Genomic DNA, 15,311 nt, shown 5'->3' on the forward strand with positions numbered 1-15,311 from the left:
AAGACCCTGGTCGGGCGGCGCGGCGCGCCCGAGGAGGTGGCGGCGCTGGTGGGCTTCCTGTGCAGCGACAAGGCCCGGTACATGACCGGCCAGGTGATCCACGCCAACGGCGGCGCGTTCCTCGGATGCTTCGAGCCCGCCGCCGAGCGCGGCCATCAGCGAGGCGTGCGCGGTGAGCCGCTCGGCCTCGATGCGGGTCTGGCTTTCTTGCGCGCGCAGCAGTTGCGACTGCGCCACCAGCACGTTCACGTAGTCGGTCAGCCCGCGCTTGAAGCCCTGGTGCGAGAGATCGAAGGTGCGGCGCGTGAGGGCCACCGAGCGGGCGGCGTCCTCGCGCTGCGTGTCGAGCGAGCGGATCCGCACCACGTCGTCGGCGATATCCTTGAGCGCCGAGACCAGCGTCTGGTTGTACTGGTCGACGGCCTCGTCGTAGCCGGCCGAGGCGGCGCCGAGCTGCGCGCGCAGGCGCCCGCCCTCGAAGATCGGCAGCGTGATGGCGGGCCCTGCCGACCAGCCGCCGTTCATCGAGCGCAGGAAGCCGGCGAAGGCCGAGCCGACGCCGAAACCGCCCAGCGAGGCAAGCAGGTCGACATTCGGGTAGAACTGAGCCTTGGCCACGTCGATGCCGCGTGCCTGCGCGTCGACCAGCCAGCGCGCGGCCACCACGTCGGGGCGCCGGCCGATCAGTTCGGCGGGCAGCGCGGAGGGCAGGCTGGCCGGGGTATCGAGCGCGAGCTTGGGGCGCGTCAAGGTGTCGCCGGCGCCGGGGCCCTTGCCGGCCAGGGCAGCGAGCTGGTGGCGGCCGAGCTGCACCGCCTCCTGGTAGCTGTCGATCTGGCGCGAATAGTCGGGCAAGGGCGACTCGGCCTGGCTCAGTTCGAGCTGGGTGCCGATGCCGGCGCGCAGGCGCTTCTGCGCGAGCTGGATCAGCTCGTTCTGGCGGTCGTAGGTCTGCTGCGCGATGTCGAGCAGGGCGAAATTCTTCGCGAAGTCGATATAGGCGCGCACCACGTTGACCTCCAGCTCGAGGCGCGCCGCGCGTTCGTCGGCGGCCTGGGCGCGGGCCGAATCGAGCGCGCGCTCGGCATTGTTCTTGTCCTTGCCCCAGAGATCGAGGTGGTAGGACAGGTTCAGCGTGCCGGTGTTGTTCCAGCTATTGGTGTTGGCGAGCGTGCCGGGGCCGTAGAAATAGTCGTCGGGCCAGTGCTTGCGCTGCAGGGCCAGTTCGCCGTCGAGCTGCGGGAGTTCGTCGGCGTGCGCGATGCGCGCCACCGCCTGCGCCTGGCGCACGCGCGCCTGCGCGGCGGCCAGCGACGGATTGCCGGCCTGGGCGGCCGCGATCCAGCCGTCGAGCTGCGGGTCGCCGTAGGCGCGCCACCAGTCGGCGCTGGGCCAGCCCGCGTCGCGGTTGGCCGCGCGGATCGCGGCGCCCGCGTCCAGCGTGGCGGGGTCGACGCGCGTTGCTTGCGGTGCAACATTGCCCATGCTCGCGCATCCGGCCATTGTTAATGAGAATGCAAGAACCGCAAGTGCGAGCGTCCCTTTTGTTACCGGAGACTGCACGATTTTCTCCCGTTCGGATAAAGATGATTCGGAAGCGATTATATTTTTTCGCTTATTGATGGATAAGCCGGTAAGGGTGCAAGGAATCTTTACGTATCTTGAGATAATATTGCCGCGGCTCTGTGCAACAATCTGCCCGCATTGAAGGGGGAATCAGTATGGATACGCTTCAGAACATGCGTGTGTTCATGCGCGTGGTCGATGCGGGCAGTTTCACCGCGGCCGCCCAGCAGCTCAATTCGACGACCGCCTACGCCTCGCGGGCGGTATCGGACCTGGAAGCGCACCTGCGCACGCGCCTCCTGAACCGCACCACGCGGCGCATCGCGCTGACCGAGGCCGGCGAGCGCTACCTGCAGCGCTGCGAGCAGATCCTGGCCTATGTCGACCAGGCCGAGGCCGAGGCCAGCGACGCGCATGCGCGGCCCTCGGGCAAGCTCAAGGTGCATTGCATGACCAGCATGGGCCAGCACTACACGGTGCCGCTCGCGGCGCGCTACCGGCAGCGCTACCCGGACGTGCAGGTGGACCTGACGCTGGCGCAGCGGCTGCCCGACCTGCTCGACGAGGGTTTCGACGTGTCGATCGTGGTCGGCCGCGAGCTGCCCGATTCGGGGCTGGTGTCGCAGCGGCTCGGCGAGACCTTCAGCGTGGTCTGCGCCTCGCGCGATTACCTGGAGCGGCACGGCGTGCCGTGCCGGCCGAGCGATCTCGACGCCCATACCTGCCTGGGCATGGTGGCGCCCGGTTTCCAGTGGGACGAATGGACCCTGCTCGGGCCCGAGGGCGACGAAACCCTGTCGGTGGCCTCGCCGCCGTTCAGCGTGAATGTCGCCGAGGCGCTGGCGGTGGCGATCCGCGAGGGCATGGGCGTCGGGGTGCTGCCGCTCTATACGGCGATCACCGGCCTGCGCAATGGCGACTTCGTGCGCGTGATGCCCGAATACCGCTCGCACGTGATGAATATCTACGCGCTTTATCCCTCACGCCAGTATCTCGACGCCAAGATCCGCACCTGGGTGGATTTCATGCGCGAATCGCTGCCTGCCACGCTCGAGGCCGACATCACCGCGCTCGAGCAATTCACCCACGAAACCTGAATAGAGGGGAGCATCGAAAACCGCTCGGGCACGCCTGAACGGCGGCCTGACGTTTCTTTGCAGTGAGGCAACATTTTTTTACGCTTGAAACGCGCGGGGTTTGCTACTGTTGAGTCATCGAATCGACGCACTGACTGACGGAGAAAGGCAATGAACGCGCACTGGGTGATGTTGGGTCTCGCGGCCGTGATCGGCTGGGCAGGTATCGTGGCGGCGCGCGATCTGCTGCGCGAACGGATGCAGCGCCAGTTGGTGCCGATTCGGGTGCGTCGTGATGCGCAGCGCTTCGATGCGCGCCGATCGTCGCGCGACTGAGCCGGGCGCGGTACCGGTTCGAAGATGTTTCAGGCTGTGACGGCGGCGGGCGGCCCGGGAAGTTGGCCGGCCTGAGCGGCATCGCGGCGGCAGGGTCCTGCCGGATTGGAAAGACGGGCGTGCTTCTCGCACGCCCGTTTGTCGTTTACGGCGCGGCTTCGTCCCTCAGGCTGCCAGCGTTACCACCTTGTCCCAGGCAAAGGCCGGATTCTCGCGCTCGCCCGTCCTGCGCCGGATATAGCCGCGCGGATTGCAGACCACGCGCGTGCCGCTCGCCGCCGTGTAGTCGAAGGACGTATGCGTGTGGCCGTGGATCCACAGATCGACGGGCGGCGCGACCAGCCTTTCCAGGTCGGAAATGAAGCCGGCCGAGACGATTTCGTTCGCGTAGCGCTCGGCCAGGCTGGCGCGATGGGGCGCGTGATGGGTGACGACGATGGTCGCGCCGGCCCAGGGCCGGGCCAGTTCCGCCGCCAGCCAGGCACGCGAGGCGCGATGCAGGTCCAGCGTGTCGGCGGGCGTCAGCGCCCGCGAGGCTTGCGTCGCGAGGGCGCCGCCTGCCTCGCCGGCGCCGTTGCCCGGTGCCCAGTCCACCTGGATCGCGCCGTTGAAATCGAACATCGCGCGGGCGCAGGCGGTCATCGCCTCGGCGCGGCGCGCCTGGTCGGCGCCATATAGCTCGAAATCGGTCCAGAGCGTGGTGCCGAGCACGCGAAAGCGTCCATCCGGCGCGTGGTAGACGCCGCGATTGAGGTAATGGACCTGGTCGAGCGTGCGCGCCGTGTCGCGCATCGCGGCCTCGAGCGCGCCGAAATCGCCGTCGTAATACTCGTGGTTGCCGGGCACGTAGATCACCGGCACCTCGGCGTCGAAGGTTTCGGCGGCCCAGCGCAGGCCTTCCGCGTGATTGTGGATATCGCCGGCCAGCACCACCAGGTCGGCCGCCGCGCCCGGGATCGCCTCGGGGGTATTGCCTTCGAGATGGAGGTCGGACAGCACGCGCACGCGGATCGACATGGGGGCTCCTGGTGACGGTCGCGGTATCGAGGGGGAGGGGGCGGCAGGGCGGGGCGCGTCCGGCTGCACGAGCCGCGCCGCCGCCTGCCGGGTCAGCGCAGCACCTTGCCCGGGTTCAGCAACTGGTGCGGATCGAGCGCGCGCTTGAGCGTCTTCATCAGCTCGATCTCGACCGGCGACTTGTAGCGCTGCGCGTCATCGATCTTCAACTGCCCGATGCCGTGCTCGGCGCTGATCGTGCCGTGGTGACGATGCACGTTGTCGTAGACGACGCGATTGATCGGCTTCTGGAACTCGGCCAGGAAAGCCTTCGGGTCGCCGCCCTCGGGCGTCTGCACGTTGTAGTGCAGGTTGCCGTCGCCGAGGTGGCCGAAGGTGACCATCCGCGCGCCCGGGGCGACCTGCTGGATCGCCGCGTCGGTTTCGTCGATGAAGCGCGCGATCGAGGAGATCGGCACGGCGATGTCGTGCTTGATGTTGAGCCCCTCGTCGGCCTGCGCGAGCGGGATGTGCTCGCGCAGGTCCCAGAACGCGCGCGACTGCGCCAGGTTTTCCGCCACCACCGCATCGACCACCAGCCCCGCGTCGAAGGCCTCGGCCATCATCGATTCGAACAGCGCGCGCGCGTGTTCCTCGCTCTCGTTGTCGGACAGCTCGAGCAGGACCGTCTGCGCATGGGTGGTCGAGAACGGGTAGCGCAACTGCGGATAATGCTTGCCGACCAGCCGCATGCAGAAATCGGACATCAGCTCGAAGCCGGTCAGCAGCGGGCCGGCGCAACGCTGGGCCAGTGCCAGGAAGTCGAGCGCGGCATGCGGCGATTCGAGCGCGGCGAGCGCCGTGACCTGGGCGGCCGGGCGCGGATGCAGCTTCATCACGGCGGCGGTGATGATGCCCAGCGTGCCCTCGGCGCCGATGTAGAGATCGCGCAGGTCGTAGCCGGTGTTGTCCTTGCGCAGGCCGCGCAGGCCGTGCCAGATCTCGCCCTGCGGCGTGACCACTTCCAGGCCCAGGCACAGCTCGCGCGTGTTGCCGTAGCGCAGCACGGCGGTGCCGCCGGCATTGGTCGAGAGATTGCCGCCGATCGTGCAGCTGCCTTCGGCGGCCAGGCTCAGCGCGAACAGGCGCCCGGCTTCCTGCGCGCGCGCCTGCACCTCGGCGAGGATCACGCCGGCCTCCACCGTGATGGTGTTGTTGTGCGCATCGAGCTCGCGCACGCGATTCAGGCGCGCCAGGCTCAGCACCGCCTGGGTGCCGCTGTCGTCGGGCGTGGCGCCGCCGGCCAGGCCGGTGTTGCCGCCCTGCGGCACGATCGCGACGCGGTGCTCGGCGGCCAGTTTCACGATCGCCGCCACCTCGTCGGTGCTGCCGGGGCGCAGCACCGCGCAGGCCGTGCCGCGGTAGCGCTTGCGCCAGTCGGTCAGGAACGGCGCCGTGTCGTGCGCGTCGCTCAGCACGTGGTCCGCGCCGATCGCGGCGCGGCAGGCATCGAGGAAGGCGGAGGAGGTGGTCATCGCGGGAGTCTCGAAGGGGAAGGGCGCGGCATCAGGGGCGGCGGCGCCGCGCGGATTTTGTATTGTCGCCTGCCTGGGCAGGCCTTGCGCCGGCCTTGGGGCGGGTAGCTCCAGCCGGCGCTTCGGCGGATGTCGCGTTCTGTCTGGCCGCTTGCTTCGCCGCGCGCTTGAAGGGCGCCACATAGGCCAGCGCGGCCGCGAAGAAGCCGGCCGCCAGCAGCAGCTCCAGCCAGCCGAGCCGCGCCGACAATCCACCGTCGGTCATGCCGCGCACCACGCCCTCGGCGACATAGAGCAGGATCAGCATCGACGCCCATTGCAGCGTGTACACGCTGCGCCGCCACACGCCCGGCAGCATCAGCGCGAGCGGCACCGCCTTGAGCATCAGGGCCGAGCCGCCGGGGCGCAGCGGCGCGAGCCACAGCTCCCAGGCGATCGACAGCGCGATCAGCGCGACCAGGCAGCCGGCCGCGGCCAACGCGAAAGCGGGGCGGGCGGCGGCCGGGGCGCTCATTGCGGATCGGCCAGGCGCAGCGCGGCGCGTGCCAGCCGGTTGCCGAGCGCGACGGCCAGCGTCTTCTCGTCGGCCGAGATACCCTGGCGCGAGGCCGGCGCGCCGCTGCGCGCGTGATGCGAGGCGCCGTAGGGGGTGCCGCCGCCGTCGGTGGTGGTCAGCGCGCTTTCGGTATAGGGGATGCCGACGATCAGCATGCCGTGGTGCAGCAGCGGCAGCATCATCGACAGCAAGGTCGATTCCTGGCCGCCGTGCAGGCTGCCGGTGGAGGTGAACACGCAACCGGGCTTGCCGGCCAGCGCGCCCGACAGCCATTGCGGCGTGGTGCCGTCGAGGAAATACTTGAGCGGCGCGGCCATGTTGCCGAAGCGGGTCGGCGAGCCGAGCGCCAGGCCCGCGCATTCCTCCAGGTCGCGCAGCTCCGCGTAGGGCGGGCCGTCGGACGGAATCTCGGGCGACGTCGCCTCGCAGACGGTGGACACGGGCGGCACGGTGCGGATCCGCGCCTGCGCGCCGGGCACCGCGTCGATGCCGGCGGCGATCGCCAGGGCCAGCTCGCGCGTCGCACCGTGGCGGCTGTAGTAGAGCACCAGGATGTCTTTCATAAGCCTCTTGAGTGAGCGGCTATTATAGGGGGTGCGACCGCCGCGACGCGTGGCGGCACGCCTGCAGCCCGAAGGAGAAAGCCGTTGCCGAAGCTGAGTGTTGATCTGGTCACGATCCGGCGTCTTGCCCGATTCGCCGCGAAGCGCGGTGCCGAGGACCGTATTCCGCAGGTCGCGGGCAGCCTGACCTTCACCACGATCCTCGCGGTGGTGCCGCTGGTGACGGTCGCCTTCGCGCTGTTCACGGCCTTCCCGATGTTCTCCTCGTTCCAGTCCTCGCTGCAGGGCTTCCTGGCCGACCACCTGATGCCGGCCCAGATCAACAACCAGATCTTCAAGTACCTGAACCAGTTCTCGGCCAAGGCCAAGGGCCTGACGACGGCCGGCCTGATCGTGCTGGTGGTCACCTCGGTGATGACGATGATGACCATCGAGTCGGCCTTCAACGTGATCTGGCGCGTGAGGAAGTCACGGCCCTTCGCGCAGCGCGTGCTGGCCTACTGGGCCTTCATCACGCTGGCGCCGCTGCTGTTCGGCATCAGCCTGTCGATCTCCTCCTACCTGTTCACCAAGTCGCTGGCGATCGCCGGCACGCCGGCCGCGACCACCTCGGTCGAATGGCTGCTGACGGCCGCCTCGCTGCCGCTGACGGTGCTGGCCTTCACCCTGCTGTATGTCTATCTGCCGAATTGCACGGTGGCCTGGCGCGATGCCGTGGTGGGCGGGATCTGCGCGGCGATCGCCTTCGAGCTGGCCAAGCGCGGCTTCGGTTATTACGTGCGGCGCATCCCGACGTACACGGCCGTCTATGGCGCCTTCGCGGCGGTGCCGCTGTTCCTGCTGTGGATGTACCTGAGCTGGCTGATCACGCTGGCGGGGGCGATGGTGGCCTCGGCGCTGCCGGTGATCCGGATCGGGCAGTTCCACCGGGTCGCCTATCCGGGCAGCGACCTGCTCGACGCGCTGGCCCTGCTGGCGCGCCTGGCCGACGCGCAGGAGGCCGGCAAGCCGGGCCATTCGGCCGCGCGCCTGGCCGTGATGGTGCGCTGCGGCATGGAAACCGCGCAGCGCTTGCTGGCGGCGATGGAGGATCGAGAGTGGGTCGCGCGGCTGGAGGGCGGCGACATTGCCGTGTCGCGCTACGTGCTGCTGGCCAATCCCGAGCGTTTGACGGTGTCGCAATTGTTCGACGCCTTCGTGGTCGATCGCGACGAGCTGCTGTACCAGGTGCAGCGCGGCCGGCCCTCGATCGACGGCGAGCGGCTGGTGGCGGCGCTCACGGGCGAGCGGCTGGGGGCGACGCTGGCGCAGTTGCTGGTGAAGCGCGGCGAGGCACTGGCGGAGGAGCGCGGCGAGCAGGCCGGCGCCGCGGCCGCGGCGCCGCCGAAAACGGCCTGAGCGGGGCCTGAAAGCTGTCCGGGTTTGCGGCTGGCGGCCGTCGCGGCGGTTCGGCGCCGCGGGAAATGCACACGGCCCGCGATCGACCGCCGGTGCCGCACCCGACCGAGGCGCGGACCTTACAAGGAGATTCGACCCAGGCAGATGTCCTTGAACATCACCCAGTCGCCCATCAGGCTGTAGATCGGGTGCCGGAAGGTGGCCGGGCGATTCTTCTCGAAGAAGAAGTGGCCGACCCAGGCGAAGCCGTAGCCGCAGACGACGGCGGCGGGCAGCCAGCCCCAATGGCCGGTCGCCACGGCCATCGCGAGGCAGCCGATCACGCCCAGCGAGCCGACGAAATGCAGGCGGCGGGAAACCAGGTTGCGGTGTTCGTTGAGGTAGAACGGGTAGAACTGCGCGAAATTGGCGAAATGTTCGCCCTGGGCGGTCTGGCTCATGGCTGTCTCCCGCGGGCGGCATGCCCGTCGCGACGCAGGCTTCATTGTGCGGCGAGGGCCGCCAGTCCGCAACCGGCCGCGGCATCGCCCGAACCCGCCGCCGCGCGAACTGTCCCACCTGGCGCATCGCCCGTGGCGGCTTGTGCGGCGGGCCGCGCGCTTTCCTTTTGATGGGCTTTCCGCTAGCATCGGAAGCCGGTTAAGTACCATCCAGTTTTTGGGGGCAAGAATGCGCGTCAGCGATATTCTGAAAGTCAAGGGCAACACGCTGTACACGGTGACGCCCGATATGCCGCTGCGCGAGGCAGTCGACACGATGGCCGAGCGCGATATCGGCTCGCTGGTCGTGATGGAGTATGGCGACCTGGTCGGCATCCTGACCTTCCGCGAGATCATCCTGCGGCTGAAGGAAAACGGCGGCGCGATCGGCGACGTGCAGGTCCGCAAGGTCATGGACGATCCGCTCACCTGCACGCCGGAAACGGACGTCAACGAGGTGCGACGGATGATGCTCGAGCGTCACGCGCGCTACATGCCGGTGCTCGAGAAGCGCGTGCTGATGGGCGTGATCTCGTTCTACGACGTCGCCAAGACGGTGGTGGAAGCGCAGAGCTTCGAGAATCGCATGCTCAAGGCCTATATCCGCGACTGGCCGCCCGAGCCGGACGGCGAGGTCCACCACAAGCCGGTGGCGAGCTGAACTGAATCATCGGCGGCGCGATGGCGTTCGCCGCAAGCCGCCGCGGCGAACCGCGCGGCGCCGACATTCCCGGTGCGCTGGCGAGCCGCGCATCCTTCCACGGCCGGTATGCGCGAGCGTGCCGGCCGTTTTCGATCCGACACTGACCGCGCGTGCGGCGTCGCAGCCGCGCGCCCCGAGCGCATGAGCGATTCAACACACACCAATACCGAACGGCGCAACGAACGCCACGCCCACACCTCGCAGTTCGATCTGCTTCGTCAGCGGCGCTTCGCGCCATTCTTCGCCACGCAGTTCTTCGGCGCGCTGAACGACAACGTCTTCAAGATCGGCTTCACCTCCCTGATCACCTACCAGAGCGCGAAATTCAGCGGCGTCGACCCGAAGACGGCGGCCTTCCTGATCTCGGCGGTGTTCATCCTGCCCTTCATGCTGTTCTCGGCCACCTCGGGCCAGATCGCCGACAAGTACGACAAGGCGCGGCTCACGCGCTTCGTGAAGAGCTTCGAGATCGCGCTGATGCTGGTGGGCGCGGCCGGCTTCGTGACCCATACCGCGGCGCTGCTCTATCTCTGCACCTTCATGATGGGCATGCATTCGACGCTGTTCGGCCCGGTCAAGTATTCCTACCTGCCGCAGCACCTGAGCGACCAGGAGCTGGTGGGCGGCAACGGGCTGGTCGAGATGGGCACCTTCATCGCGATCCTGATCGGCACCATCATCGGCGGCGCGGCGGCCGGCATCGACGGGCGCGGCGAGCTGCTGCTGGCGGGGAGCTGCGTGCTGATCGCGGTGATCGGGCGGGGCGTGGCCTCGGGCGTGCCGCACACGCCGGCGCCGCAGCCCGAGCTGAAGATCAACTGGAACCCGGTTTCCGAAACCTGGCGCAACCTGAAGCTGGCCGGGCAGAACCGCACCGTGTTCCTGAGCCTGCTGGGCATCTCCTGGCTGTGGTTCGTCGGCGCGACCTTCCTGACCTCGTTCTTCGGCTTCGCCAAGGACGTGCTGTCGGCCAATCCCGACGTGGTGACGGTGCTGCTGGCTACCTTCTCGATCGGCATCGGCCTGGGCTCGATCCTCTGCGAGCGGCTCTCGCGGCGGCGCGTCGAGATCGGCCTGGTGCCGCTCGGCTCGATCGGCATCAGCGTGTTCGCGATCGACCTGTATTTCGCCAGCCACGCGCTGCCGGCCCAGACGCACCTGCTCAGCGTCGGCGAATTCCTCGGCCAGGCCGCCCACTGGCGGGTGCTGGCCGACCTGTTCCTGCTCGCGATGTTCGGCGGTTTCTACAGCGTGCCGCTCTATGCGCTGATCCAGAGCCGCAGCGCGCCGACCCACCGCGCGCGGATCATCGCCGCCAACAACATCCTCAATTCGCTGTTCATGGTGGTCTCGGCGCTGATGGCGATGGCGCTGACCCACGCCGGCGTCGGCATCCCGGGCCTGTTCCTGGTCACCGGCCTGCTCAACGTGCTGGTCGCCACCTATATCTACTCGCTGGTGCCCGAATTCCTGCTGCGCTTCGTGGCCTGGGTGCTGGTGCATACCTTCTACCGGATCCGGCTGGTGCATGCCGAGCGGATTCCCGAAACCACCGGGGCGGTGCTGGTCTGCAACCACGTCAGCTATGTCGACGCGCTGGTGATCGCCGCGGCCAGCCCGCGGCCGATCCGCTTCGTGATGGATCACCGGATCTTCCGCACGCGCTTCGCGAGCTGGGCGTTCCGCCACGCCAAGGCGATCCCGATCGCGCCGCGCCACGAGGATCCGGCCATGCTGGAGCGAGCCTACGCGGCTTGCGAGGCCGCGCTGAAGGAGGGCGAGCTGGTCTGCATCTTCCCCGAGGGCAAGCTGACCAAGACCGGCGACATCAACACCTTCCATCACGGCGTGAGCGAGATCCTGCGCCGCGTCGAGGCGCCCGTGGTGCCGATGGCATTGCGCGGACTGTGGGGCAGCTGGTTCTCGCGCCATGGCGATGCGCGCTGGCCGAGGCCGATGCGCAAGGGTGCGATGAGCCGGCTGACGCTGGCGGTCGGCGAGCCGATCGCGGCTTCGGCGGCCACGCCCGACATGCTGCAGCAGGCGGTGAGCGAGCTGCGCGGCGCGCGCAAGTAAGGTGGGGCAGGGCCTTGCGTGCCGGCCCGAGTCGTCGCGGGCGAAAGCTTCATGAAAGCGGGGCCGGTCGCGCGGCCGTCCCCGGCGCGGCGCGCCTCCCGCGATGGCCGGAGCGGCTGGCATAATAGCGGTTTCCCCGACTTTTTCTCTGGAACGGCTCCCCATGTCCGGCAATACCCTCGGCAAGCTTTTCACTGTCACGACCTTCGGCGAATCGCACGGTCCCGCGATCGGCTGCGTGATCGACGGCTGCCCGCCGGGAATGGAGCTGACGGAAGCCGACATCCAGCTCGAACTCGATCGCCGCAAGCCGGGCACCTCGCGTCACGTCACGCAGCGCCAGGAGCCGGATGCGGTCGAGATCCTCTCGGGCGTGTTCGAGGGGCGCACCACCGGCACCCCGATCGCGCTGCTGATCCGCAACACCGACCAGCGCAGCAAGGACTACGGCAATATCGTCGAGACCTTCCGCCCCGGCCACGCCGACTACACCTACTGGCAGAAATACGGCATCCGCGACTATCGCGGCGGCGGCCGTTCCTCGGCGCGCCTGACCGCGCCGATCGTCGGCGCGGGTGCGGTGGCGAAGAAGTGGCTGCGCGAGCGCTTCGGCATCGAGGTGCGCGGCTACATGAGCGCGCTCGGCGCGATCGAGGTGCCGTTCGTCGACTGGTCGCATGTGCGCGAGAACCCGTTCTTCGCGCCGAACGCCGAGATCGTCCCGCAGCTCGAGGACTACATGGACGCGCTGCGCAAGGATGGCGACTCGATCGGCGCGCGCATCGACGTGGTCGCCTCGGGCGTGCCGGTGGGCTGGGGCGAGCCGCTCTACGACCGCCTCGACGCCGATATCGCGCACGCCATGATGGCCATCAACGCGGTGAAGGGCGTGGAGATCGGCGCCGGCTTCGCCAGCGTCGCCCAGCGCGGCTCGGAGCACGGCGACGAGCTGACCCCGCAGGGTTTCGTCGGCAATCACGCGGGCGGCATCCTCGGCGGCATCTCGACCGGCCAGGACCTGACCGTATCGATCGCCATCAAGCCGACTTCCAGCATTCGCACGCCGCGCCGCTCGATCACCAAGGCCGGCGAGCCGGCCGTGGTCGAGACCTTCGGCCGGCACGACCCCTGCGTGGGTATTCGCGCCACGCCGATCGCCGAATCGATGCTGGCGCTGGTGCTGATCGATCACGCGCTGCGCCATCGCGCGCAATGCGGCGACGTCGTCACCGAGACGCCGAGGATCGCGCCGGAAGCGCCGTAACGGCGCAATACACCAGGGCCCGCGCCGGGCAGGGCGCCCGGCACCGGCGACCATGAAAAAAGGGCATCGCGATTCGCTTCGCGATGCCCTTTTCGCTTGCGGCCGGTGCCGAGGCCGGCCGATCCGCTTACATGTTCGGGTAGTTCGGGCCGCCGCCGCCTTCCGGCGTGACCCACACGATGTTCTGCGTCGGATCCTTGATGTCGCAGGTCTTGCAGTGCACGCAGTTCTGCGCGTTGATCACCAGGCGGTCGCTGCCGTCGTCGTTCTTGGTGAACTCGTAGACGGCGGCCGGGCAGAAGCGCGCCTCGGGCCCGGCATAGGTGTGCAGGTTCACGTTGACCGGCACGCTGGCGTCCTTCAGCGTCAGGTGGGCCGGCTGGTTCTCCTCGTGGTTGGTGTTCGAGATGAACACCGAGGAGAGCCGGTCGAAGGTCAGCTTGCCGTCGGGCTTCGGGTAGCTGATCGGCGTGCACTGCGAGGCCGGTTTCAGCATCTCGTGGTCGGCGTGCTGGTGATGCAGGGTCCAGGGCACGTTGCCGCCCAGCACCTTCTGCTCGAGGCCGACCATCAGCGTGCCCAGGTAGAGCCCCTTGGCCATCCATTGCTTGAAGTTGCGCGCCTTGTAGAGCTCGGTGTGCAGCCAGGATTGCTTGAAGGCTTCCGGGTAGGCCACCAGTTCGTCGCGCTCGCGGCCCGCCTGGACCGCCTCGAAGGCCGCGTCGGCCGCCAGCATGCCGGTCTTGATCGCCGCGTGGCTGCCCTTGATGCGCGAGGCGTTCAGGAAGCCCGCGTCGTCGCCGATCAGCGCGCCGCCCGGGAACACCGTCTTGGGCAGCGACACCAGCCCGCCCGCGGTGATCGCGCGCGCGCCGTAGGACACGCGCTTGCCGCCTTCCAGGAACTTGCGGATTTCCGGGTGCGTCTTGTAGCGCTGGAATTCCTCGAACGGCGACAGGTAGGGGTTGCTGTAGCCGAGCCCGACCACGAAACCGACCACCACCTGGTTGTTGTCCATGTGATACAGGAAGGAGCCGCCGTAGGTGTCCGAGGCGAGCGGCCAGCCGGCGGTGTGGATCACCAGGCCCGGCTTGTGCTTGGCCGGGTCGATCTCCCACAGCTCCTTGATGCCGATCCCGTAGGCTTGCGGGTCGCTGTTCGCGTCGAGCCGGAACCGGTCGATCAGCTGGCGGCCCAGATGGCCGCGGCAGCCCTCGGCGAACAGCGTGTACTTGGCATGCAGCTCCATGCCGAGCTGGAAGTTCTCGGTCGGCTCGCCGTCCTTGCCGACGCCGAGATTGCCGGTCGCCACGCCCTTCACCGAGCCGTCCTCGTGATAGAGGATCTCCGCGGCGGGGAAGCCCGGGAAGATCTCGACGCCCAGCGCCTCGGCCTGCTGGCCGAGCCAGCGCGTGACGTTGCCCAGGCTGATCACGTAGTTGCCGTGGTTCTTGAAATTGTCGGGCAGGGCCCAGTTCGGCACCGACTTGGCGCCGCTCTCCGAGAGGAACAGGAAGCGGTCCTCGCTCACCTCGACGTTGAGCGGCGCGCCCTTTTCCTTCCAGTCGGGGAACAGTTCGCCGATCGCGCGCGGGTCCATCACGGCGCCCGACAGGATATGGGCGCCGATTTCCGAGCCCTTCTCGAGCACGCAGACGTTGATCTCGCCGCCTTTGCCGGCCGCCAGCTGCTTCAGGCGGATCGCCGCCGACAGCCCGGCCGGGCCGCCGCCGACGATCACGACGTCGTATTCCATCGATTCTCGTGGACCGTATTGCTCGATGAGGCTTGCGGGGGTCATTGGCGTTCCTCTAACCGTTAGAATGCTTTTTAATTGGGAGCGTATTGTCGGCCAAATAAAACGGTTGCCGCAACAGAATGCGGCTAGATTAGCACGATCGTTCTATTTATATGATAAGGTTCACGCCCGGCAGCAAGCTGCGTGCCGGGCCATCCAGCAAGGAGCAGTGATGGGTCGTTCGATCAATCTGGAAGGCAAGGTGGCGATGGTGACGGGCGCGTCCAGCGGCCTGGGCCAGCGTTTCGCGCAGGTGTTGTCGGAAGCGGGGGCGAAGATCGTGCTCGCCAGCCGCCGGGTCGAGCGCTTGAAGGAATTACGCGCCCAGATCGAGGCGGCGGGCGGCGCGGCGCACGTGGTCTCGCTCGACGTGACCGATCATCAGAGCATTCGCGCGGCGGTCGCGCATGCCGAGACGGAAGCCGGCACGATCGACATCCTGGTCAACAATTCCGGCGTCTCGACCATGCAGAAGCTGGTCGACGTGACGCCCGAGGATTTCGGCTACGTGTTCGATACCAACACGCGCGGCGCGTTCTTCGTGGCCCAGGAAGTGGCCAAGCGCATGATGATGCGCGGCAATGGCCACGGCAAGCCGCCGTACCGGATCATCAACATCGCCTCGGTGGCGGGCCTGCGCGTGCTGCCGCAGATCGGCCTGTACTCGATGAGCAAGGCCGCGGTGGTGCACATGACGCGCGCCATGGCCAACGAATGGGGGCGCCACGGCATCAACGTGAACGCCATCTGCCCGGGCTACATCGATACCGAAATCAATCATTACCTGTGGGATACCGAGCAGGGCCAGAAGCTGCAGTCGATGCTGCCGCGGCGCCGGGTCGGCAAACCGCAGGATCTCGACGGCCTGCTCTTGCTGCTGGCGGCCGACGAGTCGCAGTTCGTCAACGGCTCGATCATCTCGGCCGACGACGGATTCGGGCTCGCATGAAGCGGTTGTTTGTCTG

The 15,311-nt window shown here is 68.1% G+C and carries 13 protein-coding genes and 1 pseudogene; 7 read left to right on the forward strand and 7 right to left on the reverse strand.

From position 1 onward, the window contains the following. Positions 1-129: 129 nt before the first annotated feature. Positions 130-1,563 (reverse strand): annotated as a pseudogene (locus F3J18_RS14900) (efflux transporter outer membrane subunit); the annotation flags it as partial. A gap of 158 nt (positions 1,564-1,721) precedes the next feature. Between F3J18_RS14900 and F3J18_RS14905 the strand changes: the two are divergent. Both F3J18_RS14905 and F3J18_RS14910 read left to right on the forward strand, forming a co-directional pair. After that, a complete protein-coding gene (locus tag F3J18_RS14905; protein ID WP_166913214.1) occupies positions 1,722-2,663 on the forward strand; it encodes a LysR family transcriptional regulator in 942 nt (313 codons plus the stop codon). A 150-nt stretch (positions 2,664-2,813) separates the two neighbouring features. Continuing rightward, the gene (locus tag F3J18_RS14910) at positions 2,814-2,978 is read left to right on the forward strand and encodes a hypothetical protein (RefSeq protein ID WP_166913215.1); all 165 of its coding nucleotides are present in this window, start codon (positions 2,814-2,816) and stop codon (positions 2,976-2,978) included. Between the two features lie 165 nt (positions 2,979-3,143). Here F3J18_RS14910 and F3J18_RS14915 read toward each other — a convergent pair whose 3' ends face one another. The 4 genes from F3J18_RS14915 to wrbA form a co-directional block, all read right to left on the reverse strand. Next, the gene (locus F3J18_RS14915; RefSeq protein ID WP_166913230.1) at positions 3,144-3,989 is read right to left on the reverse strand and encodes a metallophosphoesterase; all 846 of its coding nucleotides are present in this window, start codon (positions 3,987-3,989) and stop codon (positions 3,144-3,146) included. Between the two features lie 98 nt (positions 3,990-4,087). Next, positions 4,088-5,509 carry an FAD-binding oxidoreductase gene (locus tag F3J18_RS14920; RefSeq protein WP_025098713.1) on the reverse strand — a complete coding sequence of 474 codons (1,422 nt, stop codon included), beginning with the start codon at positions 5,507-5,509 and terminating at the stop codon, positions 4,088-4,090. A gap of 31 nt (positions 5,510-5,540) precedes the next feature. Further along, entirely contained in the window at positions 5,541-6,023 is a 483-nt protein-coding gene (locus tag F3J18_RS14925; protein ID WP_025098712.1) for a DUF2069 domain-containing protein, read from the reverse strand. Next, positions 6,020-6,628, reverse strand: a complete 609-nt coding sequence (gene wrbA / locus F3J18_RS14930) for an NAD(P)H:quinone oxidoreductase (protein ID WP_036041330.1) — start codon at positions 6,626-6,628, stop codon at positions 6,020-6,022. The genes F3J18_RS14925 and wrbA overlap by 4 nt, the downstream gene beginning before the upstream one ends. 84 nt (positions 6,629-6,712) lie before the next feature. Between wrbA and F3J18_RS14935 the strand changes: the two genes are divergently transcribed. Continuing rightward, positions 6,713-8,026, forward strand: a complete 1,314-nt coding sequence (locus tag F3J18_RS14935) for a YihY family inner membrane protein (RefSeq protein ID WP_166913216.1) — start codon at positions 6,713-6,715, stop codon at positions 8,024-8,026. Positions 8,027-8,145: 119 nt separating this feature from the next. Here the strand turns inward: F3J18_RS14935 and F3J18_RS14940 are convergent, their stop codons facing one another. Further along, on the reverse strand, positions 8,146-8,466 hold the full coding sequence (locus tag F3J18_RS14940) for an Mpo1-like protein (RefSeq protein ID WP_025098709.1): 321 nt from the start codon (positions 8,464-8,466) through the stop codon (positions 8,146-8,148). A 229-nt stretch (positions 8,467-8,695) separates the two neighbouring features. Here F3J18_RS14940 and F3J18_RS14945 point away from each other — a divergent pair, with 229 nt between their 5' ends. The 3 genes from F3J18_RS14945 to aroC all read left to right on the forward strand — a co-directional run bounded on the left by F3J18_RS14945 (position 8,696) and on the right by aroC (position 12,548). Beyond that, the gene (locus tag F3J18_RS14945) at positions 8,696-9,166 is read left to right on the forward strand and encodes a CBS domain-containing protein (RefSeq protein WP_013697743.1); all 471 of its coding nucleotides are present in this window, start codon (positions 8,696-8,698) and stop codon (positions 9,164-9,166) included. 183 nt (positions 9,167-9,349) lie between these two features. Further along, positions 9,350-11,284 (forward strand): MFS transporter, encoded by a 1,935-nt coding sequence (locus F3J18_RS14950; protein WP_025098708.1) that lies wholly within the window; start codon positions 9,350-9,352, stop codon positions 11,282-11,284. Positions 11,285-11,447: 163 nt separating this feature from the next. Continuing rightward, the gene (gene aroC, locus F3J18_RS14955; protein ID WP_036051822.1) at positions 11,448-12,548 is read left to right on the forward strand and encodes a chorismate synthase; all 1,101 of its coding nucleotides are present in this window, start codon (positions 11,448-11,450) and stop codon (positions 12,546-12,548) included. A 127-nt stretch (positions 12,549-12,675) separates the two neighbouring features. Here aroC and F3J18_RS14960 read toward each other — a convergent pair whose 3' ends face one another. Further along, on the reverse strand, positions 12,676-14,349 hold the full coding sequence (locus tag F3J18_RS14960; RefSeq protein WP_025098706.1) for an electron transfer flavoprotein-ubiquinone oxidoreductase: 1,674 nt from the start codon (positions 14,347-14,349) through the stop codon (positions 12,676-12,678). 169 nt (positions 14,350-14,518) lie between these two features. Here F3J18_RS14960 and F3J18_RS14965 point away from each other — a divergent pair, with 169 nt between their 5' ends. Then, complete coding sequence (locus tag F3J18_RS14965) at positions 14,519-15,295, forward strand: SDR family oxidoreductase (RefSeq protein WP_025098705.1); 777 nt, start codon at positions 14,519-14,521, stop codon at positions 15,293-15,295. Positions 15,296-15,311 lie beyond the last annotated feature (16 nt).

The organism is Burkholderia sp. Ax-1720 (assembly GCF_011753035.1).
Classification (GTDB): Bacteria; Pseudomonadota; Gammaproteobacteria; order Burkholderiales; family Burkholderiaceae; genus Burkholderia; species Burkholderia gladioli.